Source organism: Paenibacillus sp. FSL H7-0331 (genome assembly GCF_001956045.1).
The window spans coordinates 63325-89251 of the sequence record NZ_MRTH01000003.1; the positions used below are offsets into that span (position 1 = coordinate 63325).

Genomic DNA, 25927 nt, shown 5'->3' on the forward strand with positions numbered 1-25927 from the left:
TCAGGTTCCTGTTACAAGAACATCTTTGTAAAAGATGTTGGCGTGCTTTTTTGTATCCGTCGACGATCGATACGAACCAAATCCGAAGCATAACCGAACGGTTGTGCCGACAACCTGGATGGACATGCCCTCCGGTTCTCTGAATAGCAAGGAGCTTCCTGCATTCGTCAATTGTCGATCCACCTGTAAACCTGTATTTAAGTTCACTGTCGTAATATAGGTGTTACCGGTAGGGTTCGTGGCTGTATCGTAGGCAGTTCCATCCAGTAAATAAAGATAACTTCCATAAGAGGCAAACCCCTGAAAAGTGCCTAATCCTGTCGGTTGATCCACGGTTGCGAGCGGTGTAAAGGTACCTCCTTTAAGCTGGGCCAGATTAAACGTACTATAATGGAATGCACGGCTTCCCACAACACCTGTTCGGTAGCGCATCGTCAGCAGACCGTTCGTCATATCGATATTGACAGTTGTCCGGTCTGCTCCCACTATCGGGGCGTACTTGGTAATGGATGAGTCCGTATTGACCAGAACCTGATTATTCACAAAAGGGAATCTGGCTAATTGAGTGCCATAACCATTTCCATCTGATCCATCGTTAACAGCATCCACCTCCGTCCACAAATAGGCGGTTGTACCGACAGGCTCCACACCAATGGAAACCCCGTGTCCAAAACCTATCAAATACATTTTTCCGAGTATGGTACCGGTTGAGCTGAGCTTCGTAACTGTTAAATCTCCTTTGAGCGCTCTCTCTGCGCTGCTGTAGGTCCTGGTTTCCGTCCCTAATTGCTGACCTGCATTTGTAACCTGTACCATGTAAATATGATCATTCGTATTATCTATTGCAAAGCCTTGCTGCAGCGTGGGGTCTGCCAGCACTTTACCCGTAAGCAGGGGCTCCGCCGGATCGGATAAATCAAACATGTTGGATACAAAAGCGTCCTTGTAAAAGATATTGGAATTCTTGCCGGTATCCGTCGATGATTTATAGGATGCAAAACCGAAGGATAATCGGACATCTGTACCTGCAGTCTGAATCGACATGCCATGCGGCTCTCTGAATAGAAGTGAGCTGCCTGCATTCGTCAATGACCGATCCACTTGAGCGCCCGAATTAAAATCCACCGTCGTTATATACGTGTTACCGGTAGGGTTGGTGGACGAATTGTAGGCATTCCCATCCAGTACATATAGATAGCTGCCGTAAGATACAAAGCCTTTAAAGGAACCTAAAGTCGACGGTTGATCTACTGTAGCGAGCGGTGTAAAGGTACCCGTCTTGAATTTGGCCAGGTCATAAACGCTGAAATGGAACGAGCGGCTTCCGACAACGCCTGTACGGTAACGCACGGTCAACAGGCCGTTAGCCATATCTACATTGACTGTCGTCCGATCAGCACCTGCCACTGGCGAGTATTTAGTAATCGATGAATCGGTATGGACCAATACCTGATTATTCACAAATGCGAATCTGGCTAACTGAGTGCCATAGCTATTTGCATCGGTTGAATCATCCTGGAAAGCATCGACATCGGTCCACAAATAGGTAGTCGTGCCAACTGGCTCCGCCCCGATCGAAAGCCCGTGTCCAAACCCCATCAAATACATTTTCCCCAATGCGGTTCCAGTCGTACTGAGCTTCGTAACCGTTAAATCCCCATTAAGGGCTCTCTCTGCAGCCGTGTAGGTTCGGGTTTCCGTTCCTAATTGTTGTCCTCCAGCTGTAACCTGCACCACGTAGATACAATTATTCGTATTATCGAACGCAAAGGATTGCTGTACCGTGTTGTCCGTCAGTGCCTTGCTTGTAAACAAGGGTTCTGCGGCGTCTGATAAATCGAACTTATCTGGAACTGAAGCTTGTGCAATACCTTCTCCGATGGTTAATAGAGAAAACGACAACATCATTACTACAAGAAAAATCGAAAGAACCTGCAATAGTCTCTTGCCAATAAAACGATGCTTCCTTGACACCTCGGTTACCGTCGATTGTTCTGTTCGTACACATGAAATTTTCATTTTGGCCTCCTAACAATTTTGGTTTTCAATTCCTAACTTGTAAGCATTTTCATTCTACTTCAAACCACAAAAGATGTCCAATCAATTGTTTGCATGTGGACATATGTCCAAATTTACTAAACATTAATTTATTTCAATTGTTGCGGCATTGCCCTTCATTCAAAGATGAAGTAAAATGATTAACAATGGAGTCTGTAAAACGGACATGAAAACTAACAAAGTAAAGATTCTTTGATGGGATATCACAATAATAAGCATAGGGTAAGGTGGTAAATGTGGAAAACAATACATCCAGGAGAGTGGAGACCTTAGCGGGTAATGATCGAAAAAAAGAAATTGTGAATCTGCTGGAAGAATTGGGTGTAGTCCGCGTATCTGATATGAGCAAAAGATTCGGAGTTACGGAGGAAACGATTCGCCGTGATCTTGAACGGCTTGAGAATGAAGGGTCACTGCTTCGAACACATGGCGGCGCTGTGCTTAACCGTAAAGAAGGCCCGGAGCTCCCTGTACTGCAGCGGGAATTGGTGCAAGCGGAAGAAAAAAGATCCATAGGCGAGTACGCGGCATCCTTGGTTAAGGACGGGGAAGTGATAGCCCTTGATGCCAGTACGACCTGCCTGCAAATGGCCAAATATTTTCCTAACAAAGAGATTACTGTCATCACCTACTCCATCCCCATAGCTTATGAGCTGATCAAAAAAACAAATATCCAAATATTTTTGATTGGTGGTTATCTGGATAGGCATTCATTAGGCAATACCGGTACTCCAGCCGAGAAAATGTTGGAAGGATACCATGTGGACAAGTTCTTTTTCTCTTGCCAAGGCTTTGATTTGCAAAGAGGGATCAGCGAGCCATATGAAGCACATGTACAATTAAAAAAAAGCATCGTCTCCATTTCGGACCAGCTGATTTTATTAGCAGACAGCAGTAAGTTTCAAAGAAAATCCTTAGTCCGATTAATAGGGCTGGAGGAAGTAAGCATGCTTGTAACCGACAATCATATGCCAGTAGAAGCCTTGCAAGAAATGGATTCAAGTGACATCAATGTCGTAGTAGTCAGCTGAACATCGCCTCCTTCCTATAATTCTGTATAAAAAAGAAACCAATCTGTGATTGGTTTCTTTTTTGGTAAAATATATGTTGAAAACAAATAATATATAGTATATAATCTTCCTATTGAGTTGATTTCGAAGAATAAATTGTTGGAATGAATAGTTACGTGCTTTGAAACAGACAAAATGGGGTGTGGACGATGGCAATGATAGGACCCTCATTAATGTGTGCAGATTTGGGTCGTTTAATAGAATCTGTGCAAATTTTGAACCAAGGGAATGTTGATTTTTTTCATTTTGATATTATGGATGGAAGCTTTGTTCCTAATTTTAGCATGGGACCCGATATGCTGAAGACACTGCGTCCGCATACAAGCAAACCGTTTGATGTGCATCTGATGGTTGAAGAACCGGAACGATTTATAGACATGTTTGCAGATGCGGGGGCCAATATGATCTCAGTCCATGCAGAGTCCAAAATCCATTTGCAAAGAGTGCTTCAATCCATTCGCGATCGAAATCTCCAAGCGGGTATAGCCCTTAACCCATCAACTCCCCTCTGTATATTGGATTATGTGATGGATACTGTAGATTATGTTTGTTTAATGACCGTTAATCCGGGATTTGCAGGCCAGAAATTTATTCCAAGTACGCTTGGAAAAATAGCCGATTTGAGACAAAAAATTAATGCCTCCAATATGGATATATCGATTCAGGTTGATGGAAATATCAGCTTAGCTGCGATTCCGCAGGTTATGGAAAAGGGAGCTGACATGCTCGTATGCGGAACATCAAGTTTATTCATGCGGGGTGTGAGATTGGAGCAAGCGGTCGCCGATTTGAGGGAGTATTGCCATAAATAGCCGTTCAGATCTATAGGGAAAGGAAGTGTGAGGTGACGATTACTGTAGTGGGAAGCATCAATATGGATATTGTAGCTCTAACCGATCATTATCCTTGTCACGGAGACACGATATTCGGGAATGAAATCCGGTTTTCTCCTGGTGGAAAAGGAGCCAATCAAGCAACGGCCTGCGCCAAATTGGGGAAAGAGGCCGTAATCGTAGGGTGCGTTGGAAGAGACCCGTTCGGTGACCGCTTGATTGAAACTATGCACGGAAACCATGTAAATGTAAGCTTTATCAAAAGGTCTGTATCCAGGCGTACCGGGACAGTGCTCGTAACCGTTGATGAGTCCGCAGAGAATACAATGCTTGTTGTAAGAGGCGCCAATGGGGAGTTAGATGCTGGAGACGTTGAGAGCTGCAGTGAACTGATTAAAAAGAGCAAGGTGCTGCTTGTACAATTGGAAATTCCTGAAGAAACTGCGATTTATGCAATGGCTAAAGCCCGCGAGTACGGGGTGACCGTTATTTTGGATCCTGCACCTGCAGAGGGTATTCATTTGAATGTTTTGAAATTTGCCGATATCCTTATTCCAAATCGACAGGAAGCCAAATTTATAACAGGTATTGATGTGATAGACATCCAATCCGCGCTTGCAGCGGCAAGGTTTTTGGAACAAAGGGCAGGCGTGACAAGATCCATTATCAAAATGGCTGAGCTGGGATCTCTTGTATATACAAAAGGGCTGTGGGAGTATGTGGAGGCCATCAAGGTTCATCCCGTTGATACCGTGGCAGCGGGAGATGCGTTTGCAGGTGCGTTGGCTTGTGCGATTGCTGACGGTGAAGCCTTGGGCAGCGCTGCGAGGTTTGCAACGATTGTAAGCGCTTTAAAGGTAACGAAATTAGACGCTCAGGACGGTATTCCAACGATGGACGAAGTCAATGAATTTTGCGCTTCAAGAAATCTGAGACATTACCTGAGTCATTCGTAAGAAGGAGTAGGAACATGAATATGAGTGAAGCGATGATGAGAGCCGCAGTTTTGGAAAAACCGTTATCCATAGCGGTTCAAACCGTACAAAGACCTGTTCCAGGTCCGAATGATGCATTAATAAAGGTTCATTGCATTGGTGTTTGTGGCTCAGATATTCATTATTATGAGCATGGAAAAATTGGAAGATATGTCGTGGATAGCCCGATTGTTTTAGGTCATGAGCTTGCAGGTGAAGTTATTCAGGTCGGTGATCAGGTGACCAATGTCACTGTAGGTGATCGGGTAGCTGTTGAACCGTGCGTTACGTGCGGCCGCTGCAATTTTTGCAAGTCAGGGCGGTACAATCTATGTCCAGATGTTGTTTTCATGGCTACACCTCCTGTGGACGGGGCTTGGTCTGAATACGTTGCCATTCGAAGTGATTTTTTGTTCAAGCTGCCAGAGGACATGAGTTATGAAGAAGGAGCTCTTTTGGAACCGCTATCTGTTGGCTTTCATGCGATGAGAAGGGGGAAGGTGGGCCCATCCGACCGTATGCTGATACTCGGATTAGGTCCAATTGGCTTACTGGCCATTCAAGCAGCGAAACTGTTCGGTGTTACCGAGATCATTGCGTCCGACGTTGTGCCGTTCCGACGCGAAATGGCACTTAAGCTTGGTGCAACAGCTGTAATCAATCCATTGCAGGACAACATCTCTGAGCAGCTTTCCCTACTCACTGGGGGGGATGGCATCGATGTCATCATCGAATCGTCAGGCAATAGCCAAGCGATCTCGGATACGATCCGATTGGTTAATCGCGGGGGGCGCATTGTATATATTGGCTTGCCGACAGTGGATCAAATTCCTATGGATATGAACCTGTTAATTGATTCAGAATTAGATGTGTATGGTGTGTTCCGGTATGCCAACACGTACCCGGCAGCTATACAAGCGCTCAAGAATAGTGATATTGACCTGCGTCAGTCCATTACCCACAAGTTTGCTCTTAGTGATATTCAGGAGGCTATCGATGTAGCAAGAATCCACAAGGATACAAGTATTAAGGTTATGATTTATCCTGACAACGATAACGTAGAAAAGTAATACTTTGAAAATTTTACTACTATGAGGAGGGGTCCAATTGGCATCTATAGAATTTGTGAAGGTTACGAAATCATTTGATAAGCACGATGTTATTAAAGACCTGGACTTGAAAATTGAAGATGGCAAATTTACCGTTCTGGTAGGTCCGTCTGGCTGCGGGAAAACGACACTTCTAAGAATGATTGCCGGAATTGACCCCCAGACATCCGGATCGGTGCTTATTAATGGCAAGGATGTAACGAAGATTGCACCTGGTCAAAGAGGAGTAGCCATGGTGTTCCAAAACTATGCGATCTACCCTACGATGTCGGTGAGGGAGAACATTGAATTCGGCTTGAAAAATAACAAGGTGCCCAAAGAAGAGCGGACTCGTTTGGTGGAATCGATCAGCGCTACGGTGGGGTTGTCCGAATATCTGGATCGCAAGCCGTCTACATTATCTGGCGGTCAACGTCAGCGTGTCGCGCTGGCCCGGGCTATGGTCAAGGAGCCATCCGTGTTCCTGATGGATGAGCCGTTGTCCAATCTGGACGCCAAACTCAGGGTGCAGATGCGCATTGAACTCATTGAGCTGCATAAGAAGCTTGGCACTACTTTTGTGTATGTGACTCATGATCAGGTAGAAGCGATGTCTATGGCCGATACGATCGTCTTGATGAATAAAGGACTTATTCAACAGGAAGCACCACCGGATATTATGTATCGCAAGCCGAGCAACAGGTTTGCTGCGGAGTTCATCGGAGTTCCGCCCATGAATATTGACGACTTGGGTGTAGAAGACATCAGGTTCGGCTTTCGCCCGGAAAGCGCTGTTTTATCTAAAGAACCTGGGGGACAGCACTTTTCCATCCGTGGAGTCATTGCCACAAGGGAAATGCTCGGATCTGAAACGGTCTATCAAGTAAAATACAAAAACAGCTCTTACATGATTAAATGCATTGAGGATCATTTCACCGTGGACCAAGAGGTATATTTGGAAGTCGCAGCCAACAAAATATTTTTCTTTGGGGCAGATGGAAACCGTATTGGCGAGGAAGATGGGCGCTTCCATGAATACATAGAAGCATTGAGAGGTTGATCGTATGGATAAAAAATTATTATGGAAGTGGATCCGTTCTTATCTCATGGTGTTACCCGCCATGATAGGCATTTTCACCTTCGTCATTTACCCGATGCTTTATTTGATTTATTTAAGTCTTTTTAAATATAACCTGATGAATAAAGCCAAAAGCACTTTCATCGGATTAGACAATTACAAAGAGGTTTTCATGCGTGAAGATTTTTACAAATCGCTGGGGAATACGGTTGTTTACACTGTTGGCGCTGTTGTGTTGACGATGGTTATATCTCTGCTTATTGCATTATGGCTTAGCAAAAGCAGCAAGTTTAACAGTATTGTGCAAGCTGGATTATTCACGCCGCATATCATCTCTATTGTGTCTATTGCACTCGTGTGGCTGTGGCTTATGGAGCCTAACCTGGGTTTTCTCAACTTTGTTTTAAAGGCTCTGGGTCTACCGCCCTCTCAATGGTTGCAGAGCTCTAAAACGGCATTGATATCCGTAATTATTGTATCTGTTTGGCACAGCGTAGGTTATTATACCTTGATTATAGTAGCTGCTCTCCAAAGCATACCGCCAAGCATCTATGAAGCAGCCGAATTGGATAATGCGAAAAAGTTTAAGGTGTTTTACAAAATAACGTTACCCTTAATTTCACCGCAGCTGTTTTTCATCTTAATCATTATGACGATTGGTTCCTTTAAGGTGTTTGATACGGTCCGAATCATGACAGGTGGAGGCCCTAACAACGCAACCAGTACATTGGTTTATTACATTTATGGATTTAGAACGACGAATATTGGCTTCTCCTCGGCAACGGGTGTTGTTTTGATGGCTATTATTGGAATTCTTACGTTTATCTACTTCAGTTTGCTTTCTAAAAAGGTTCATTATCAATAAAAGAGAAAGGGAGTTCGACCCTTCATGCCATTTGAACTCAAGCACCTATGGACGACATTAAGTACAGTACTTAAAATAGCAGTTCTTATGATTTTTGTTTTTCCATTTTTGTGGATGATCTCCACGTCGCTGCAGACCTTTCAGGAAACCTTGACGATACCTCCTACCATGATTCCGGCAGTACCTCAGTGGAATAATTTTGTGACTGCCATGAGTTCGGGTCCTTTCATGACCTATGCCAAAAACTCGATCGTTGTGACGCTTTCCGTCATTGTATTGCAATTTGCTGTGATGATCCCGGCTGCCTATGCTTTTGCCAAATATTCTTTTCCAGGAAAACAATTTTTGTTTGCTATGGTACTCCTGGCCTTCATGATTCCTGGTCAAGTCACCTTTATCCCGGTCTATCTGATGCTGGCTGATTGGGGAATGATCAAAACCTTATTGCCGCAAATTATTCCATTCATGTCCAACGCATTTGGCATTTTCCTTTTACGCCAATATTTTATGCAGATTCCAGAAGAAATTATTGAATCGGCCAAGTTGGACAATGCCAGTGAGCTCAAGATTATTTGGAAAATTATGACACCGATGTCCATGCCAGCATTGGCAACGATTGCACTGTTCAGCTTTGTGAGTCATTGGAATGATTATTTCTGGCCGCTCGTGATGACGGATTCGTCCCCGGTTCGTCCGTTGACGCTCGGAATCGCCATGCTGCGAGAAACGGAAGGGATTAGTAACTGGCATATTATTATGGCAGGTAACGTTGTCCTGGTGGTCCCTATTCTGCTCGTTTACCTGATTTGTTCCAAACAGATTGTCAAGGCATTTGTTTATTCAGGGATTAAGTAATCGTGTAATCTCTTCCGAATAATAGTTAAAAAAAGGGAGGAAGAAAAAAATGAAAAAGAATATGTCAATGATTATGGCATCAACCATGCTGCTTGGTGCACTTGCAGGCTGCAGCTCATCACCTCAAGCAACGGATACGGGTGGAGCTGCTGGAACCGCTGCAGCACCAACAGCAGCACCGGCCAAGACCGGCAAGACCACGATTCAATATTGGCATTCCATGGGAGGGAAAAACGGTGAATATACAGATGCACTCATTAAACGTTTTAATGAATCCCATCCCGATATCGAGGTTGTTGGGACTTTCCAGGGAGGTTATGAAGAAGTAGTTACCAAGCTTCAGCAGGCAGCTGCAGCGAATACGGCACCTGATGTAAGCATGCTGGAGCGTTCTTTTGTACAGTTGTTTGCAGATGCAGACGTTTTGGAAGACCTTACACCGTATTTAAAGAAATCCGGATTAAGCGTTGATGATTTTGTTCCCGGTCTTATGGGCCATTCTACTTTCAATAAAAAGTTGGTAACACTGCCATTAAACCGTTCCACTCCGATCATGCATGTTAACAAGACGATGCTGGATGAGAAAGGGCTCAAGGTGCCGACAACCTGGGACGAAATGAAAACGGTAGCCAATGCGCTAGTCATTAAAGAAAATGGGGCTTACAAACGTCAAGGGCTATCCATGCCGTTTGATGATTGGTATCTCATTGCGATGATGACCCAGTCCAAAGGAAGATTTTTTAATGAACAGGGTACCTCGATCGGGTTTTATGATAACGGAGTAGGGCTTAAAGTGTTCAGTTACCTGAAGGACCTTCAGAACACGGGAGCCTTGTTTTATCCACCGACTCAGGATTCCGGTAATATCGCCAACCAGATGTTTATGGAAGGTAAAGTCGGATTGCTGCTGCAGTCAACGGGAAGTATTGGAGGGTTTGCGCAAAATGTGAAATTCGATTATGTGACCGCCTTCCTGCCCAAAAATGATGTGTTTGCCACACCAACCGGGGGAGCAAACGTTACCATGCTGGCCTCATCCAAAAGCAAAGCGGCTGCTTGGGAATTTATAAACTGGTTGATGACGGATCCTAAGGGTGGACAGCAGTTTGTAATCGATACCGGTTACCTGCCTTTCACGAAGAAAATGGTAGAGTCCAAAGAAATTAAAGAGCTGTATGCAAAAGAACCGAACCGAAAGGTCGCTTACGATCAGCTTCAATATGCAACGGACACGAATAAGCATTTGGCTTGGACACCGGTGGTACAAGAGTTCCGCTCGGCTATGCAGGCGATCATGTATGACAACAAGGATATTCAGACCACATTGACTACATTCAAAAATTCAGCCGAAAAACTGATGAAATAGTAAGCCCAGTTATGTAAAACCCACAAGGCCTTTCAGGAAAGCAGACAGACCGATGTTGGAATCCACATTCGGTTTTCTGCTTTCTTTGCTACATGAGGATGATTATTCAAGAGAGGGATGCAGCCTATATGTTAGAACGTCTGGAAAATAATTCGTCAATTCAAATTGTCGGACATCGAGGATACAAATCCTCCTATCCAGAGAACACACTTCTTGCTTTCCAGAAGTCACTGGAGATGGGGGTAGATGTGCTTGAGTTTGATCTGCGTTTCTCCAAGGATAAGGTCATCATGGTTATCCACGATGAAACACTGGATCGCACAACCAATGGCTCGGGCAAAGTGAGTGACTATACGATGGCGGAGCTTCAACAACTGGATGCTGGAGGATGGTTCGGTAAACCATTTGAAGGGCTCAAGATACCAACCTTTGAAGAGTTGTGCCAGTTGTTGGCCTCATATCCCGATACTCTGCTAAATGTAGAAATTAAACCAAGCAGTCATGCCAAGGAAATTGCCGATCTAGCTATCTGTATGTTGGAAAAATATGGATGTTTATCTCGTTGTATATTTACTTGTTTTGATGCAGAGATCATTACTTATATCTACGATACGTACGAATTGAAAACACAAGGCTTTCCTGAAGAGCTTATGTCAAACTTTGTTACAGGCAAAGACGGTACCTACTCTAAAATGTGGTCAATAGGTATCAGTTTAAAATTGTTAACTCCTGCATTAGTTAAAGAGTTTCAGCAAATGGGTCTTCTTGTCGGGTGCTGGAGTACGGATAATGAGCAACAGGTTTATTATGCGCTGGGATGCGGTGTTACTTTGCTAACCTGCAACGATCCACAAGCAGCTATGCATGTTCGCCAGCAAATGGGTGGCATTCGATAGCAAGTCAGAAAGGAAAGATGAAGATGAAAGCTTGGCCTTTGTACGCTATCGGAGACATTCGGTTAGAAAACAGAACGAAACCGCATGCGGGTTCAGGGGAGGTTCTTCTGAAGGTGCGTGCGTGCGGCATTTGCGGCTCCGATATTCCCCGAGTCTACTCGAAGGGAACTTACTCGTTTCCGACGATACCTGGACATGAATTTTCCGGTGAGATCGTAGAAGTAGGCGAAGGTGGGGATGAGTCGCTAGTCGGCCGCGGTGCCGCGGTGTTTCCATTAATGCCCTGCCGGAGCTGCAGCGCATGCGAGATTGGACAGTTTGCGTTATGCGACAATTACAATTATATGGGCTCGCGATGCGATGGGGCTTTTGCCGAATATATCACAGTACCCTTATGGAACCTGCTGTTAATGCCCGAAGGTGTGTCCTATGAAGAAGCGGCAATGGTTGAGCCAGCTGCCGTAGCCTTGCATGCGCTCCGACAAGCCAGTGTGGACATTGGTGATACGGTGCTCATTTATGGAGCGGGCCCGATTGGTATGATGCTCGCCCTGTGGGCTCAGATTTGGGGTGCAGGCCGTATACTGCTCGTCGATATCGATGAAGCGAAGCTGGCATTCGCGCAAGGGCTTGGCATTACGAATACGTGTAACGCTGCCGTGACTGACACAGTAGCCTGGGTACATGAACAAACGAACGGGCGAGGTGCAGACGTAACGATCGAGGGCGCAGGCAGCACGATTTCCTTTGAGAATGCGATGCATACGACACGTCCCTTCGGCAAAGTTATACTTATGGGCAATCCAGCTGGTGATATGAAGCTGACGCAGAAGGGCTACTGGGAAATACTTCGTAATAATCTTACCCTTATCGGTACCTGGAACTCGTATTATGCGAATTTGCCGGTTAACGAGTGGCAACTGGTGCTGACCTTTATTGCTTCCGGAAAGCTTCGGCTGGATCCTTTAATAACGCATCGTGTGCCCATAGAAAGAATTGGTGATGCCTTGCAGATGATACGGGATCGCAGCGAGTTTTCCGTTAAAGTGATGTATATTCATCAATAAGGATTTATTAATAAATTCCGGTCATATAAAAGGAAGTGCAATTCGTGAACAACATTTCACAAATATGGTACATCTCACACGGGGAGCTGCTTCTCCGAATGGTCCTTGCCGCTGTCTTGGGAGGGCTGGTTGGCATGGAGCGGGAATGGAATAACCATGCTGCGGGCTTCCGTACCCACATCTTGGTTTGTCTGGGTGCGGCTACGATTATGCTTCTGTCGATCTATGGATTCAGCCAATTTGTGAACGAAGCCAATGTAAGAATGGATCCTGCCCGTCTTGCTGCTCAGGTTATTAGTGGAGTCGGCTTTTTGGGAGCAGGCGCCATTCTTCGTAATGGCCCAGTCATTAGCGGTCTGACGACGGCTGCTTCCGTTTGGGTAGTTGCTGCAATCGGATTGTGTGTGGGAGCTGGCTTCCTGTACGCAGCTTTTTATGCCACGTTAATGGTATTGGTCAGCCTCTTCCTGTTAAACAAATGGGAGAAGCATCTGCTTAGAAATCGAAGAAGCAGTGAAGTGTCCATTAGGGCGTTGGATTGCCCTGGGGTTCTTGGTCACATAGCGTCTAAATTCGGAGAGCACGGTATTCAAATTATCAATGTCAAAATGATCTCGGATAAGGAGACCAGCGATTCGGAGGGGAGACCTACCATTCAATTTATTTTCAACCTGAAGGTGCAGGAGCAGTCCAAGCTGCTCTTGGCCGTTGATCAAATTAATTCCTATGACTTTATTCTCTATATGGAATCTGGCCGCAGCTTAATGAATCCGCTTGGACAAGCAGCAGAGCATGCAAATTAGTTGTCCCCAAGCAGTGAAGATGCTGATCGTTTGTGCTTCATAAATGAACTCGGATTGACGCCATACCATTTGCGAAATTGATTCGTAAAATGGTTGTAGTTCTGAAACCCGACATCGAAGCAAATCTGGGAGGCGCTGCGTTCGGTATGCTCAAACAATAGCGCAGCCTGCTGAACACGCATTCTGTTCAATGTATCGACAATGCTTTGTCCTGTAATTGTTTTGAAGAGGTGGGACAATCGTGAAGCTGATAACCCTACCGCATGGGCCAAGTCATCTATTCGAATGTGCTCCCTCATCCGCTGAGAAAGCAGAGAGAGCGTTTCTTCGATCCTGGCATCCATAACGTGGCTTTTCTTTTGAGCCAGCAGCATAATAATCTCACGAAGTGCATTGCAGCACAATTCATTCCAATATTCCCCGCGCTCTCTGGAATCCGAAATCACTCTGGTGAAGGCATGGCGGATGCGTTGTCGGGCTGACTCATTTTCTATGGATTGCATAATCAAATTATCGTTGGGCAGCAGGCTCGTTTCAATAAGACTGGAGGGAAAGTGGGCCCATACAAATTGCCATGTATATCCGCGTCTTGTGCCGTATTGATGAGGGATACCCGGCTTGAGCAAGGTCACATCTCCGAATTGGCAGTTTAACTCATGTCCCGGGACTTTAAAATAGCCTTCACCCTCCAGCGTGAATGTGATTAACCAATCATTCCTGCCATTCGGCCTGTTGATGAAGTAGGTTTCGGTTTCCTGAAAATGTCCGGCGATAACCGTATCGTAGGTATAGCTTTTATATTTGCTCATTGGTCCAGATTCCATGGATACCCAGCTTTCGATTGAGATATAGAAACAGTTTGACTTAGGATAGAGGACTACTTTCTGATTAACAGCATATAACAAATCCAATCATTGCGCTACTTATATAGCAGGATTATATGAATATATAGCATCATTGTTACTGTTCGCTGGAGTGTAATTCGCTTACGATAAGCTTATACAAATACAGCTTACAGGAGGCAAGGCAATGGACTTACAATTGCACAGATTAACACAGGAGCAGAAGCATCATTTTGAAACGGAAGGGTATCTCGTCGTAAAAGGATTATTTGGGCCGAACCAGCTGGCAGAGATCGACAGCACCTTTGAAGAGATCAGCTATCAAACGATTTCCGGTTTTTTTGAACCCGATCTGAATGAGGATACAACAGACCCACTGAAACGATATCCACGGGTCATGCACCCTCACCGTTTTAACGAGACAGCCAAAAAATATATGCTGCATCAGCCGGTACTTGAGGTTCTGACCGATTTGTATGAGGAGGAGCCGCTCGCCGCTCAGAGCATGTTTTATTATAAGCCACCTGGATCGCGTGGGCAGGCTTTGCATCAGGATAACTTTTATTTAAAAGTCGATCCCGGAAACTGTATTGCGGCCTGGACCGCCATTGATGCAGCGGATGAGGATAATGGTGGCCTGCTGATTGTACCGAAGACGAACCAGCACGAGATTGTGTGTCCGGATCTGGCCGACGAGAACGAATCGTTCACAACTCATTATGTGAAGCCGCCCAAGGATCAGAAAGCCATTCCAGTGCTTATGGACAGAGGCGATGTGCTGTTTTTCAATGGAAATCTGATTCATGGCTCATACCGGAACAAAACGAAGGATCGCTTCCGCAGAGCTTTTATCTGCCATTATGCGAATCAGTCGGCAACCAGCATAAGCAGCCACTACCACCCTTTGTTCCGGCAGAACGGTACGACGGTGGAACTGGAGGCCAATCCCGATGGGGGACCGTGCGGCATCGAGCACCAAAATGTATACCCCCATTAACGTTGTGCCGATGCCCAAATGGTGGCCTTCTCATTTGGTTTGCCTTCTATATGAAGCGTAATCTATTTTTGTTATATTGGAATGTACAGAGATAGCGCAATGCGCTCATATGAGGAATAGAAGGAGATGCCAGCATGAATCTTGAAAATCAACGTGTAGTGATTATAGGTGGAAGCACGGGTATTGGATTAGCCACAGCTCGGGAGGCGGTTCTACAAGGAGCTCGTGTAATCATCGCAGGGCGCTCCTTGGACAAACTGGAGAAAGCTCAAGCAACCATAGATAGTGAATTACTGGAGATCCGGCAAATGGATAATCAGAGTGAAGATTCGATTAAGGCATTTTTTCAGGAGATTGGGCAGTTTGATCATCTGTTTACACCAGGAGCTTCTTACGTGCTCGGGCCTATAACAGCCAGTAAGGATGTAGCCGAAAGCTGCTTCAAAGCTAAGTTTTGGCCGCAATATTTTGCTGCCAAATATGCAGTTCCCCATATTTCACAGAATGGTTCTATCGTGCTGATGTCGGGAGCGGCGAGCCAAAGACCTATATCTGGCGCAGCCTCTTATGCCGCTTGTAATGGAGCCATCGAGAGTCTGGGCAAAGCGTTGGCTATTGAGCTGGCTCCTGTTCGGGTCAACGTCGTTTCTCCAGGCACGATCCGAACTGAGAAAGAACGGACAGAAGCGTACGAGGCTTACCAAGGGATGTGCCTGCTGAAGCGGGTAGGGAGTGTTGAAGAAGTCGCACATGCTGTTATTTACTTGATGACGAACCGATATACGACTGGAAGCACGCTGTTCCCTGATGGCGGCTACGTATTAAGCTAATTTTATCCAATATATCACAAGCATCCGTTAACTCCTTTAATAAGGGAAAGCGGGTGCTTTTTTCGATATTTTAAAAAGGCCATCTTCATCTTGCTCTGTATTTCATCGGATCTTCATGCGAATTTCACGATACCTTCATGAGGCAGGATTTGGATTCTGGTAATATAGACATATCGAAGAACAACCCAAACCAAACATAATCGTAAAATAAAGGGGAGCTTACCATGAGTACATCCGTATATAAATCAGTCATTATAGGAACAGGTCCAGCAGGACTAACAGCAGCTATTTATTTGGCCAGAGCCAATCTGGAGCCATTGATTATTGAAGGTCCAGAGCCGGGTGGTCAACTAACCACGACAACAGAGGTCGAGAATTTCCCCGGGTTTCCCGAAGGGATCATGGGACCCGAGTTGATGGACAATATGCGTAAGCAAGCGGAACGATTCGGTGCTGAGTTTCAGACAGGCTGGGTTAACAAAATTGATTTTTCCAACCGCCCATTTCGCATTTCCATTGAAGGTCGGGAAGATATTGTAGCAGAGACGATCATCGTCTCCACAGGCGCTTCAGCCAAATATTTGGGCATTGAGGGTGAAAGAGAAAATGTTGGCCGCGGTGTAAGCACCTGCGCAACTTGTGACGGATTCTTTTTCCGCAACAAAAAGATTATCGTAGTCGGCGGCGGTGATTCGGCTATGGAAGAAGCCAACTTTTTAACTCGCTTTGCATCCGAGGTAGTGGTGGTCAATCGCCGCAGTGAGCTTCGTGCATCCAAAATTATGCAGGACCGAGCACGCCAAAATCCGAAAATCAGCTGGGGCTTGAACAAAACTCCGCTTGAAGTTCTTACTAATGATCGTGGTGTTACCGGCTTAAAAGTTAAGAACAATAGCACGAATGAAGAAGAGGTTATTGAAACAGATGGCATCTTTATCGCGATTGGTCATACGCCTAACACCAAATTTTTAGATAATCAGCTGCAAACCGATGAGCAAGGCTACCTGCTGGTTAATCCAGGTACAACTGAAACGAATATTCCTGGCGTATTCGCCTGCGGCGACGTTCAGGATCATCGTTATCGCCAAGCGATCAGCGCGGCAGGAACCGGCTGCATGGCGGCACTGGATTGCGAACGTTTCCTGGAAGCTGCCGAGAGTGAGCATTTGCAAACAGCTGTTCGCTAATCATTTCATAAGAAGAGGGGCATAAGCCTCTCTTTTTTTTACTGGGAAATTTCGTTGGGTCCCTTCCACGTTTACATATAAACCATTCGTCTCATATTGTCATCCCTGAATTGATAAGGTAGGATAGACATGATCATTCAGCTATTCGATACCACAAGTGAAGAGGGATGTTATGATGAAAGTTCGTTTCGACCGCTTTCCAGGCGGCACAATGAAGGCGGTCACGTTAAGCTATGATGATGGGCGAATCCATGATCGCAGGCTGGTGGACATTATGAACCGCCATGGCCTCAAAGGAACGTTTCATTTGAATTCGGGCAAGCTCGGTCAGGACTCGTACATTACAGCGGAAGAAACGGCAGCGCTGTTTGCAGGGCATGAAGTATCGGCTCATACCGTGAATCATCCGCATCTGGAGCTGATTCCACCGGAGCGAATCGTAATGGAGCTTGTAGAAGACCGTCAGGCGCTCGAAGAGCTGGTAGGTTATCCGGTTCGGGGCATGTCATACCCGTTTGGCACCTGGAGTGATCAGGTTGTTACTATGCTTCCTTCATTAGGCATTGAATATGCGCGCACGGTTCAGAGTCATGGCGAATTTATGATGCCGGATAATTGGTTGCTCTGGTCGCCGACGTGCCATCACAAGTCGATGTTGGAGTATGGTGAGAAGTTTCTCGCGCATCAGCCCAAATATTCAAGGCAGTCTCTACTGTATGTGTGGGGTCACAGCTATGAATTCGAGAATGATAATAACTGGGAAAGGATGGAGCAGTTCGGTCAGCTCATCGGAAATCAGCCGGACATCTGGTATGCAACGAATGCGGAGATTGTAGCTTACATGATAGCGTCAAGGCAGCTTCGCTTTTCGGTATCGGGCACGATTGTACATAATCCAACGGCATTATCCGTATGGGTTGGTGTAGATGGTGAGTCGGTAGAGATTGCAGCCGGAGCGACTGTGAAGCTGGCGTAACCAATAGCAATCTGCAATAAACTTAGGGTGGATAACAAGGAGAAGCATACGATGAATATAGAGAAAAAGAAACGAAATCAACTGCGTTTTGCATTACTATTGGGTACATTTTCAGCTCTGGGGCCTTTTACCATAGATATGTATTTACCTTCATTCCCTGAAATCGTAGCACAATTCGGTACAACAGCTTCACTGGTGCAGCTTAGCTTAACGGCATGTCTGTTAGGACTCGGTCTGGGACAATTGGTGATGGGAACTTTAAGCGATGTACATGGAAGACGCAAGCCGCTGTTGATTTGTATGATCTTATATTTGGCAGCTTCGTTCACCTGTGCCCTCGCACCGAACATTGAATTTTTTATCGTCGTCCGGTTTCTTCAAGGCTTTGCTGCATCTGCAGGTATCGTTATTTCGAGAGCCATTGTTCGCGACGTCTATAACGGCCATGAGTTAACAAAGTTTTTTTCCTTGCTCATGCTGGTAAGCAATTTGGCTCCGCTCGTTGCACCTGTGGTAGGAAGTGGCATCATTTCCTTTACAACATGGGTTGGCGTATTTGTTGTATTGGGCTTAATCGGCATTTTCTTGAGCATCATGACTACCTGGAAGCTGGATGAAACCTTACCTGTGGAGCAGCGTGTTCCCAGTAACTTTATGCAAGTATTAAGAAATTTTAAATCGCTGTTAAAAGACCCTCAGTTCGCCGGCTACGCGCTCGCACAAGGTATTATGATAGCCGGAGTATTTGCTTATGTCTCAGGGACGCCATTTATTTACCAAAATATTTATGGGGCGTCACCGCAGCTGTTTGCGATTTTATTCGGCTCGAATGGCATCAGTTTAATCATCGGCTCTCAAATCGTGGGCAGGCTGACCCACAGGGTCTCAGAACGCAGCTTCCTGCTGACAGGACTGCTGTTAGCGGGATGCTCCAGCGCGGCCGTATTAATTGCAGCTCTTGTTCATGGTCCTTTATGGGCACTAGTTATTCCACTTTTTTTCTTTGTAGCCTCGATCGGGATGACGGCAACAGCATCATTTTCATTGGCCATGGAGCATCAAAGCCATGTCGCGGGCAGCGCGGCGGCACTGCTTGGGTTAATTCCTTTTATTTTGGGTGCGGTGGTTTCCCCTCTTGTCGGAATCGCAGGTGAGCATACGGCCGTTCCCTTGGGCGTAATTATCCTCTCTACGAGTGTAATTGCTTTACTTGCCTATCTTGGTCTCGTAAGAAGGCCAAGGAAAGAGCTCGCTGCATAAGGAGACTTCAGCTGATGATTATAACTTAAGGAATCATCGTCGGCCGCGGCAGACGTATAAAGCATCGTTAAAGGAGAACTATTTTTCTTTGCGGTGCTTTTTGTTATGTCTCCAGTTTGGAAGATTGGTTTATTCTGTATTCAGGAATCATTCAGTTAACGGTCAGCTCTTATTCAGGTGGACGATTTATAATTCATAGCGTAACGGAGATAAGCATCCATCAAGGAGGTGTATTCATGTTAAGAGCCTATAGTTCCCAATACTCGCTGCCACTGCGTTCTCTCATAATGATCACCTTATTGATCGTCATATATAACCTCATCTAAGAAGAAACTCAACCAGAGAAAGGAAGTTAACTATGATAACCAAAAAAACGAACTATAAATGGATCACCTCAACTTTATTATTGTTAATCGTCCTTGTCACCTATATGCTTCTATATCCTCCGGTAAGTAAAGGGCAAGAATCGGTTGCAAAAGTAAATGGAGTTTCCATAGCCAAGGAACAGCTATATAATGCAGTGTTGGCTTCGAGTGGCGAAAAAACGCTGCAAAATTTAATCGATCAGGAATTGATTCAGCAGGAAGCTAAAAAAGCAGGTGTTCAGGTGCAGCAGACGGATATCGACAGTGCATTTGAATCAACCAAAGGACAATTTGCTTCCGAAGACGAATTTAATCAGGCGTTGGTCACTTACGGAATGACATCCGATCAGCTAAAGCAAAGTATACAAACAGAGTTACTGATTGAAAAGATTTTGGAGCCAGAAATAACAGTTACCGATGATGAAATTAATCAATACTACACAGCCAATCTGGAAACATTAAAAACACCGGAGCAAGTGAAAGCTTCGCATATCTTGGTTGCCACTAAAGAAGAGGCCGATGCCATTGAGCAGCAATTGAAGAATGGTGAGGACTTTAGCACAATCGCTCAGGATAAATCGCTGGACACAGCGACCAAAAGCAAAGGCGGAGATTTGAATTACTTTGCTAAAGGCGAGATGGAGGAACCGTTTGAAGCAGCAGCTTTCAAGCTTGAGACCGGAGCCATCAGTGACGTTGTTCAGACAACAAACGGCTATCACATTATTAAAGTGACCGATCATAAACAGGCAACTACACCAACCTTGGATGAGAAAAAGGAAGAAATTCATACGACGTTGTTGAAGCAAAAGGTTTCAGATAAAGCTTCGAGCTGGCTTGAGGAAAAGAAAGCGGGAGCTTCAATCGAGAACTATTTGACCAGTTAACCATCAGTAAAAGTTAGCACGATCAAGTATTCCGTAGGCGGTAACCAGGCTCCTTTTACAAGGAAACCTCGGTTGCCGTCTTTTTGGGTTTGAGTCCAAGCAGCAGGCTTGCTACATTTGAAAGGACACCCCGTGCAGAGCTATAATGTGGAGACATCAAATTTGGATAAAAGGATTAATTACATGAGAGCCCACTTAAATAGACCATTAAAGGAGAACTATATATATGTGGTTCATTTCGAGGAGGAGGACATATGATAACCAACACGAGCACCTTGACAGAGATGAAACTCAACAATGAACAAGAAGCTTTGATGATTCAGACAATGAAAGTAGAACATACGAAGCTATGTAACCAAATGGCTCAACTGGATGAACTGCTGCTGCGACTAGAAAACAAAATTAATAGACTTGACGATTGTATGAATTTCACGCCCAGTATTCAAGCATCAGCATAAAAAGGCCCTCAACTCCATGATCTTTTCGGCATCGAATAACCAGTTTCGAGAGAAGAGAGGATATGGAATGAGGGTCTTTTTGTCTATCATACGGTCTTGTTCAGAAATAATAGTTGGCTTTATCGTGGGGTTCTCTATGGGTTGCGATATGTTATAATAAGTAAAAATGGAAAAGAGTGGGGGCTAGGTTTTTGGAATGCCGATTGGGTTGTGCGGCCTGCTGCATAGTCATTTCAATTTCTTCCTCAATCCCTGGAATGCCTAATGGAAAGCCGGCAGGAGTCCGATGTATACAGCTTTCCGATCAAAATACATGTAAATTATTCGGTTCATCCGAACGCCCGGCTGTGTGCAGCAGTCTACAACCTTCCGTAGATATGTGTGGGTTATCCAACATAGAGGCTTTCCATATTTTATCGGAACTCGAGCAAGCAACTACTCCAGCATCAACAAAATAGACATAGATCAGATATTGCTGGTAGCATACTGTGAATGAGGGGGATTTCTGTTGTTAGGTCAGTCTGTCAAACGGTTTGTGGCAGCCTTCGTATTTGTATTTTTGCTTGCTGCTTGTGAGGCGAAGCCGATTGATAGCAACGAAATTGGTAAGGAGACTCCAAATCTAGTCAATACACAAAGCACAACTGCGGATGTTGGAATCACATCTGCTGCCACATTCAATCCAAGCACAACTGGAGATCCATCTGGTAACCATTACAAAGTCACGCTTGATGGTAAAACATTTGATGCCGTGGCGGTTGTTCATGGAACTGAAGGCTATAAACGTAACTATTCCATAGCACTCTCTAACGGTGAGAAGCTTGAAGAAGCTGTTGATGGTATAGATGGTTCATTTGTACAGCTTACGTCACAAGGGAAGCATGCATTGCTACTGCACAATATAAGTGGCGGCTCTGGAGGGGACTCTTTTCTATCTACGCTTGTTCGAATCGATGGGAAACTGTCAATGAAGCACGTAGATTTTAGCACAATAACCCCCAAATCGCTCACTCATCAAAATGCGCCTTCTGGATTGCTGGTAACTATATCCGATCATAAGTTGGAAGATATTGATTTGAATCCATTCAGCGGAGCAGATATTTCGGGAAGCTCGCTTATTAGGAATTATAAGTCAATTTATCACTCGGGCCTTTTTGGAGAGGCACAGTATGAATATAATTTTACTAGCAATACCTTTCAATTTGTAAAAATCATCTCTTACACCTATGAAGATCCATTAGATAGACCAGTTTGTAAAGGTATCCAGTTAACAGATCAAGGCTACAGCATAACGGATCGTAATGTGGCCTACAACATTTTGATGGCTGTTGGAAATGATCGTAAGGATATTGTTAACAAGTTTACCCAATGCGGACAATCGCCCGATTTTGCAGCTACGGCTGGCGATCTTACTCCGCTGATCACGGCAATCCGGTCTGGTAATTTATCCATGGTGAAAGAATTGATACTGATCGGTGCGAACCCTTTGTTACGAAAAAATGAGTATACTCCATACATTGTCGCAGTCTACTTGAATGCTAATGATGATCGTAAACGGTTTACGGATATTGCAAACTTTCTGAGAAAATATGCAACCTCTTATGATATGGCTGCTTTACAATTATTTTCTCTGCCTAAAGTCGAGGAAGTGTCTCAGTTAGTTAAAGCAGCTAACGTGAACATAAATTTATCTGCTTTTGATGGTTTTAATGGAACGCCTCTTGGATTTGCATTAGCAAAAGGTACGACAGAACTGGTAAGAGCCTTGCTCGAGAATGGTGCTGATCCCAAACTCAGATTTGGTTCAGAGGCAGGAGGATATACACCGATTGTCTACGCTATACAAAATAAAAAATTTGATGCAGCCCAGTATCTAATCCGCTCCGGTGTTGACATTAATGGTTTATACAGTTACTCGTATGTTACACATAGTTTATTGGGAAAAACTCTTATAGAATGCGATGCTGCAGGCACTTCATTTTTAGCTGCCAACGGTGCGAAATTGGTTTCTTATTATGCCTCCATAGATGGGGACAAGCTTCCAGTTACGGATGCTGTCAAGTTGGTGAACAGATGTGAGAATAGTGCTGATTTACTAAAGATTCTGGGGAAATAATTACTATACTAATTGAATTCCAATTCGAAAGGGGCTAATGAAATGGAACGTTTACAACGCTTGACGCCTTTGCTGAAGAGCTTTATGGAAAAAGGACCTGCCGGTTGCGCCATTACAGTTGTCAGAAGTGGAGAGGTATTGTATCAGGAAAGCTTTGGCTATGCAGATTTGGACAAGAAAAAGAAGCTTGATTCAGATACGATCTATCGGATCTACTCGATGACCAAAGTGCTGACCTGCGCCGCGGCTCTCATGCTTTACGAAAAAGGAATCTACATGTTAAACGATCCACTGGAGGATTACTTGCCGGAATTTAAAAATATATCGGTGCACCGATATAACGATTTTGGATTAAGATCGATATCTCCCGCATCAGGACCGATACGGATCAAGGATTTGTTCACCATGTCCTCGGGGCTTACCTACGGCGGGGATGGTACAGAAACCGAACGGCTAACGCGCGCCATCATGGAACAAGCCATTGCTACGATGGATATGAGAGCGCTGTCCAAAGCGCTAGCGACGGTTCCACTCGCTTTTGATCCGGGAACCCATTGGAAGTATGGTACAAGCCACGATGTTCTGGCTGCCTTGATTGAAGTATGGTCCGGTGTTTCTTTCGGAGAGTTTCTACAGAAGGAAATTTTCGAGCCGCTGCAGATGAAGGATACTTCATTTCGGATTCCAGATGACAAAAGAGACCGTCTCAGCATGATGTATAACCGGGCAGAAGACGGTACGCTAACCCCTAATACGGAGCGAGACACCCCTTATCAGCAGGGATGTATTCACGAAAGCGGTGGAAGCGGGCTGCTGTCAACGATAGGTGATTACAGCCGATTTGCGCAGGCATTGGCAAGGGGCGGAGAATTGGATGGGGCGCGGATTCTTGGACGGAAAACCGTACAATTGATGGCAACCAATCATTTGGGACCCCAGCAGCTTAAGGATTTCAATTGGCTGCAGATGAAGGGCTTTGGTTATGGTCTGGGAGTTCGAGTCTTGATCGACCCGGCAGAGGGCGGACTTAACGGCTCGATCGGTGAATTTGGCTGGGCAGGTCTTGCTGGTTCTTGGGTGTTAATCGACCCTAAGGAACAATTATCTGTCGTTTACATGCAGCAGATGCTGCCGAGTCTGGAGCCTTACATTCATAATCGTCTGCGGGCCGTCATTTATGGAGCGTTGGAGTAGAGAAATGATTTACAATTACGATTTGGATTGATGCGGAACCAGTCGCTTTTGTTTCCGCTGCTCATTCAGAAGTTGTGTCATAAACTCCTGAATAGATTTCGTTTCCTCTGTCGCAAAAGCATTATGGGCGTGATTGCGAGTTTCGAGAGGATCCTCAGATAAATTATACATTTCGTATTCATCTGCGACTGGTTCTGTTTTGATAGAGATGCAATAAGTCTGGTAGCCACCCTCGGGATGCGGATAAACACTCCCAACAGGAGTGAAAGACTCATCCCGGATACCGGGATGGCTCCAAAATTGATCGTTGTCAAAGTAACGGGAAAATTTCCACAATTGCTGTTTATCATTTCTTGTGATACAGGCAATCACGGTTTCGATGTGATTGGGCTGAATAACGGAAGCATAGGGGATACCCAGCGGATTTACTTGATGTGGGCCGCGCGTCACATCGTCATCGGTCATAAAGTAAATCGGTTCATCCGCACGTTCACACTCGAAGCCGAACAGGCAGGGTGACAGGTCACGCCCGACAAAGGGGTGAACTTCGCTGAATTTTTGGCGCAATCTATTTTGAATGCCTTCCAGATCGGCGTCGGCCAATCCAAGCATGGTTGGAATGATATCTAGATGACTTGTCAGTTTATCGAAATGTGCTTCTTGGGCAAATAATTGTTTGTTATGAATGATCAAAGGCACGTGAACGAATTCTTCGTAAGCACAATACCATTTCTGATGAAGGTAACCGTGAGCGCCAAGCAGGTCTCCGTGATCTGAAGTGAATATCACAATCGTTTCGTCATAAAATGAGGATTTGGTGAGGGATTCGAAAACCTTGAGCATTTGCTGATCGGCATTCTTTTGCAGCTGGTAGTACAGCTTACTGTAATGAGGCTGGTTAAATATGGGCTGCAACGCCCGTGGATATACATCACGATAGCTTGCCTGGCATCGAGGTTTTGTATGTAAAGGCTCCTGAATGGTTGGTGGTGGGCATGGCTGCGGCATGGGTTCCACAGCGAAATTAAACATAGGGTTATGGGCTGTCAGTGCTCCATACAATACAATATCGTGCGGGTTCACAAAGGAGGCTACAAGCAGCCAGGGCTCTAGATGCCCGTCGTTGCGTTTTTTGTGATCCAGTGATTCGATAAGCTCAACCACTTCTGCAGCATAGAATTCATCTCTGCCGCTGACTCCAATTCCAGCTGAAGAGGCGGAATTTTGGGGATTTTTCCCGTGTGGCTCCGGTCCAATCCAACTGGAGAATCCGAAGTCATCTAAAGGATCGGCATGAAGATATAAATCTTCTTTTTGCTTATTGGGTATGCCGGTTATGGGATCATAGCTTAATAGGCCATTGTGAGTGCCAGGAATGATAATATCTTCGTAGGAAACATGCCATTTCCCTTTATAATAGGTTTGGTAGCCTGCCTCCCGGAAATAATGGCCCATTGTTGGGACCGTGTTTCTGTTAAGCCAGAACATATCCGGATCGGAGGCTTCCTTGGCGATTCCATTAGTCTGACTGACACCATGAAGGGACGGATAATGTCCAGTAAATAATGTCGCTCGACTGGGACAGCAGGCAGCACTTCCGATATAATGCCGATTGAACTCAAGTCCGTTCGTTCTTAGCAGCTCCTGCGTAACGAGATTGTGTGCACGCCATTCTCTGAGGTCACGGTTCTCATATACAGGGGGATACCTCTGCTCATCAACGAGTATAACAAGAAAATTAGGCTTCTGAATGTTCCTGATACGTGTCATCATACACCCCGCCTTTATGTCATGTCTAAGTAATATGCGGCAGGCTTTTGTCCTATGAAGATAGATGAATGGAACCTGCACAGAACTATAGT

Annotated in this window: 24 protein-coding genes; 21 read left to right on the forward strand and 3 right to left on the reverse strand. The window is 45.1% G+C overall.

Annotation, left to right across the window (positions count from 1 at the left end; translation table 11 throughout):
- Positions 1 to 2019, reverse strand: a complete 2019-nt coding sequence (locus BK127_RS42920; RefSeq protein ID WP_076228956.1) for a phage baseplate protein — start codon at positions 2017 to 2019, stop codon at positions 1 to 3.
- 275 nt (positions 2020 to 2294) lie between these two features.
- Here BK127_RS42920 and BK127_RS05175 point away from each other — a divergent pair, with 275 nt between their 5' ends.
- The 11 genes from BK127_RS05175 (at position 2295) to BK127_RS05225 (ending at position 12953) form a co-directional block, all read left to right on the forward strand.
- Positions 2295 to 3089 (forward strand): DeoR/GlpR family DNA-binding transcription regulator, encoded by a 795-nt coding sequence (locus BK127_RS05175; RefSeq protein ID WP_083689072.1) that lies wholly within the window; start codon positions 2295 to 2297, stop codon positions 3087 to 3089.
- A gap of 194 nt (positions 3090 to 3283) precedes the next feature.
- Entirely contained in the window at positions 3284 to 3940 is a 657-nt protein-coding gene (rpe, locus tag BK127_RS05180) for a ribulose-phosphate 3-epimerase (RefSeq protein ID WP_256711202.1), read from the forward strand.
- A gap of 32 nt (positions 3941 to 3972) precedes the next feature.
- Complete coding sequence (gene rbsK, locus BK127_RS05185) at positions 3973 to 4917, forward strand: ribokinase (protein WP_083689073.1); 945 nt, start codon at positions 3973 to 3975, stop codon at positions 4915 to 4917.
- A gap of 20 nt (positions 4918 to 4937) precedes the next feature.
- On the forward strand, positions 4938 to 6005 hold the full coding sequence (locus tag BK127_RS05190; protein ID WP_076229262.1) for an NAD(P)-dependent alcohol dehydrogenase: 1068 nt from the start codon (positions 4938 to 4940) through the stop codon (positions 6003 to 6005).
- 37 nt (positions 6006 to 6042) lie between these two features.
- Positions 6043 to 7083, forward strand: a complete 1041-nt coding sequence (locus BK127_RS05195; protein WP_076228958.1) for an ABC transporter ATP-binding protein — start codon at positions 6043 to 6045, stop codon at positions 7081 to 7083.
- A 4-nt stretch (positions 7084 to 7087) separates the two neighbouring features.
- Entirely contained in the window at positions 7088 to 7966 is an 879-nt protein-coding gene (locus tag BK127_RS05200) for a carbohydrate ABC transporter permease (protein ID WP_076228959.1), read from the forward strand.
- A gap of 24 nt (positions 7967 to 7990) precedes the next feature.
- A complete protein-coding gene (locus BK127_RS05205) occupies positions 7991 to 8821 on the forward strand; it encodes a carbohydrate ABC transporter permease (RefSeq protein WP_076228960.1) in 831 nt (276 codons plus the stop codon).
- 49 nt (positions 8822 to 8870) lie between these two features.
- A complete protein-coding gene (locus BK127_RS05210; RefSeq protein ID WP_076228961.1) occupies positions 8871 to 10187 on the forward strand; it encodes an ABC transporter substrate-binding protein in 1317 nt (438 codons plus the stop codon).
- A 128-nt stretch (positions 10188 to 10315) separates the two neighbouring features.
- The gene (locus tag BK127_RS05215; protein WP_076229263.1) at positions 10316 to 11083 is read left to right on the forward strand and encodes a glycerophosphodiester phosphodiesterase family protein; all 768 of its coding nucleotides are present in this window, start codon (positions 10316 to 10318) and stop codon (positions 11081 to 11083) included.
- 23 nt (positions 11084 to 11106) lie between these two features.
- Positions 11107 to 12150 (forward strand): galactitol-1-phosphate 5-dehydrogenase, encoded by a 1044-nt coding sequence (locus BK127_RS05220; RefSeq protein WP_076228962.1) that lies wholly within the window; start codon positions 11107 to 11109, stop codon positions 12148 to 12150.
- A gap of 98 nt (positions 12151 to 12248) precedes the next feature.
- Complete coding sequence (locus tag BK127_RS05225) at positions 12249 to 12953, forward strand: MgtC/SapB family protein (protein ID WP_083689115.1); 705 nt, start codon at positions 12249 to 12251, stop codon at positions 12951 to 12953.
- Here BK127_RS05225 and BK127_RS05230 read toward each other — a convergent pair.
- On the reverse strand, positions 12950 to 13762 hold the full coding sequence (locus BK127_RS05230) for a helix-turn-helix domain-containing protein (protein ID WP_256711178.1): 813 nt from the start codon (positions 13760 to 13762) through the stop codon (positions 12950 to 12952). The two genes, BK127_RS05225 and BK127_RS05230, sit on opposite strands and share 4 nt — an antisense overlap.
- Positions 13763 to 13982: 220 nt before the next feature.
- Between BK127_RS05230 and BK127_RS05235 the strand changes: the two genes are divergently transcribed.
- The 10 genes from BK127_RS05235 (at position 13983) to BK127_RS05280 (ending at position 24065) form a co-directional block, all read left to right on the forward strand.
- Positions 13983 to 14792 carry a phytanoyl-CoA dioxygenase family protein gene (locus BK127_RS05235; RefSeq protein WP_076228965.1) on the forward strand — a complete coding sequence of 270 codons (810 nt, stop codon included), beginning with the start codon at positions 13983 to 13985 and terminating at the stop codon, positions 14790 to 14792.
- Positions 14793 to 14926: 134 nt separating this feature from the next.
- Entirely contained in the window at positions 14927 to 15622 is a 696-nt protein-coding gene (locus tag BK127_RS05240) for an SDR family oxidoreductase (protein WP_076228966.1), read from the forward strand.
- A 224-nt stretch (positions 15623 to 15846) separates the two neighbouring features.
- Positions 15847 to 16809: a thioredoxin-disulfide reductase gene (gene trxB, locus BK127_RS05245; protein WP_076228967.1), complete on the forward strand. Its 963-nt coding sequence runs from the start codon at positions 15847 to 15849 to the stop codon at positions 16807 to 16809.
- Positions 16810 to 16984: 175 nt separating this feature from the next.
- A complete protein-coding gene (locus BK127_RS05250; protein WP_076229264.1) occupies positions 16985 to 17785 on the forward strand; it encodes a polysaccharide deacetylase family protein in 801 nt (266 codons plus the stop codon).
- A 51-nt stretch (positions 17786 to 17836) separates the two neighbouring features.
- Positions 17837 to 19045, forward strand: a complete 1209-nt coding sequence (locus BK127_RS05255) for a multidrug effflux MFS transporter (RefSeq protein WP_076228968.1) — start codon at positions 17837 to 17839, stop codon at positions 19043 to 19045.
- Between the two features lie 358 nt (positions 19046 to 19403).
- Positions 19404 to 20297, forward strand: coding sequence for a peptidylprolyl isomerase (locus tag BK127_RS05260; protein WP_076228969.1), 894 nt, complete (start codon positions 19404 to 19406; stop codon positions 20295 to 20297).
- Positions 20298 to 20551: 254 nt separating this feature from the next.
- Positions 20552 to 20755, forward strand: coding sequence for a hypothetical protein (locus BK127_RS05265; RefSeq protein ID WP_076228970.1), 204 nt, complete (start codon positions 20552 to 20554; stop codon positions 20753 to 20755).
- A 176-nt stretch (positions 20756 to 20931) separates the two neighbouring features.
- Positions 20932 to 21213: a YkgJ family cysteine cluster protein gene (locus tag BK127_RS45665; protein WP_341165264.1), complete on the forward strand. Its 282-nt coding sequence runs from the start codon at positions 20932 to 20934 to the stop codon at positions 21211 to 21213.
- A gap of 50 nt (positions 21214 to 21263) precedes the next feature.
- On the forward strand, positions 21264 to 22871 hold the full coding sequence (locus BK127_RS05275; protein WP_076228972.1) for an ankyrin repeat domain-containing protein: 1608 nt from the start codon (positions 21264 to 21266) through the stop codon (positions 22869 to 22871).
- A 42-nt stretch (positions 22872 to 22913) separates the two neighbouring features.
- On the forward strand, positions 22914 to 24065 hold the full coding sequence (locus BK127_RS05280; RefSeq protein WP_076228973.1) for a serine hydrolase domain-containing protein: 1152 nt from the start codon (positions 22914 to 22916) through the stop codon (positions 24063 to 24065).
- 15 nt (positions 24066 to 24080) lie between these two features.
- Here BK127_RS05280 and BK127_RS05285 read toward each other — a convergent pair whose 3' ends face one another.
- Positions 24081 to 25838 (reverse strand): sulfatase family protein, encoded by a 1758-nt coding sequence (locus tag BK127_RS05285; RefSeq protein WP_372237343.1) that lies wholly within the window; start codon positions 25836 to 25838, stop codon positions 24081 to 24083.
- Positions 25839 to 25927: the final 89 nt, after the last annotated feature.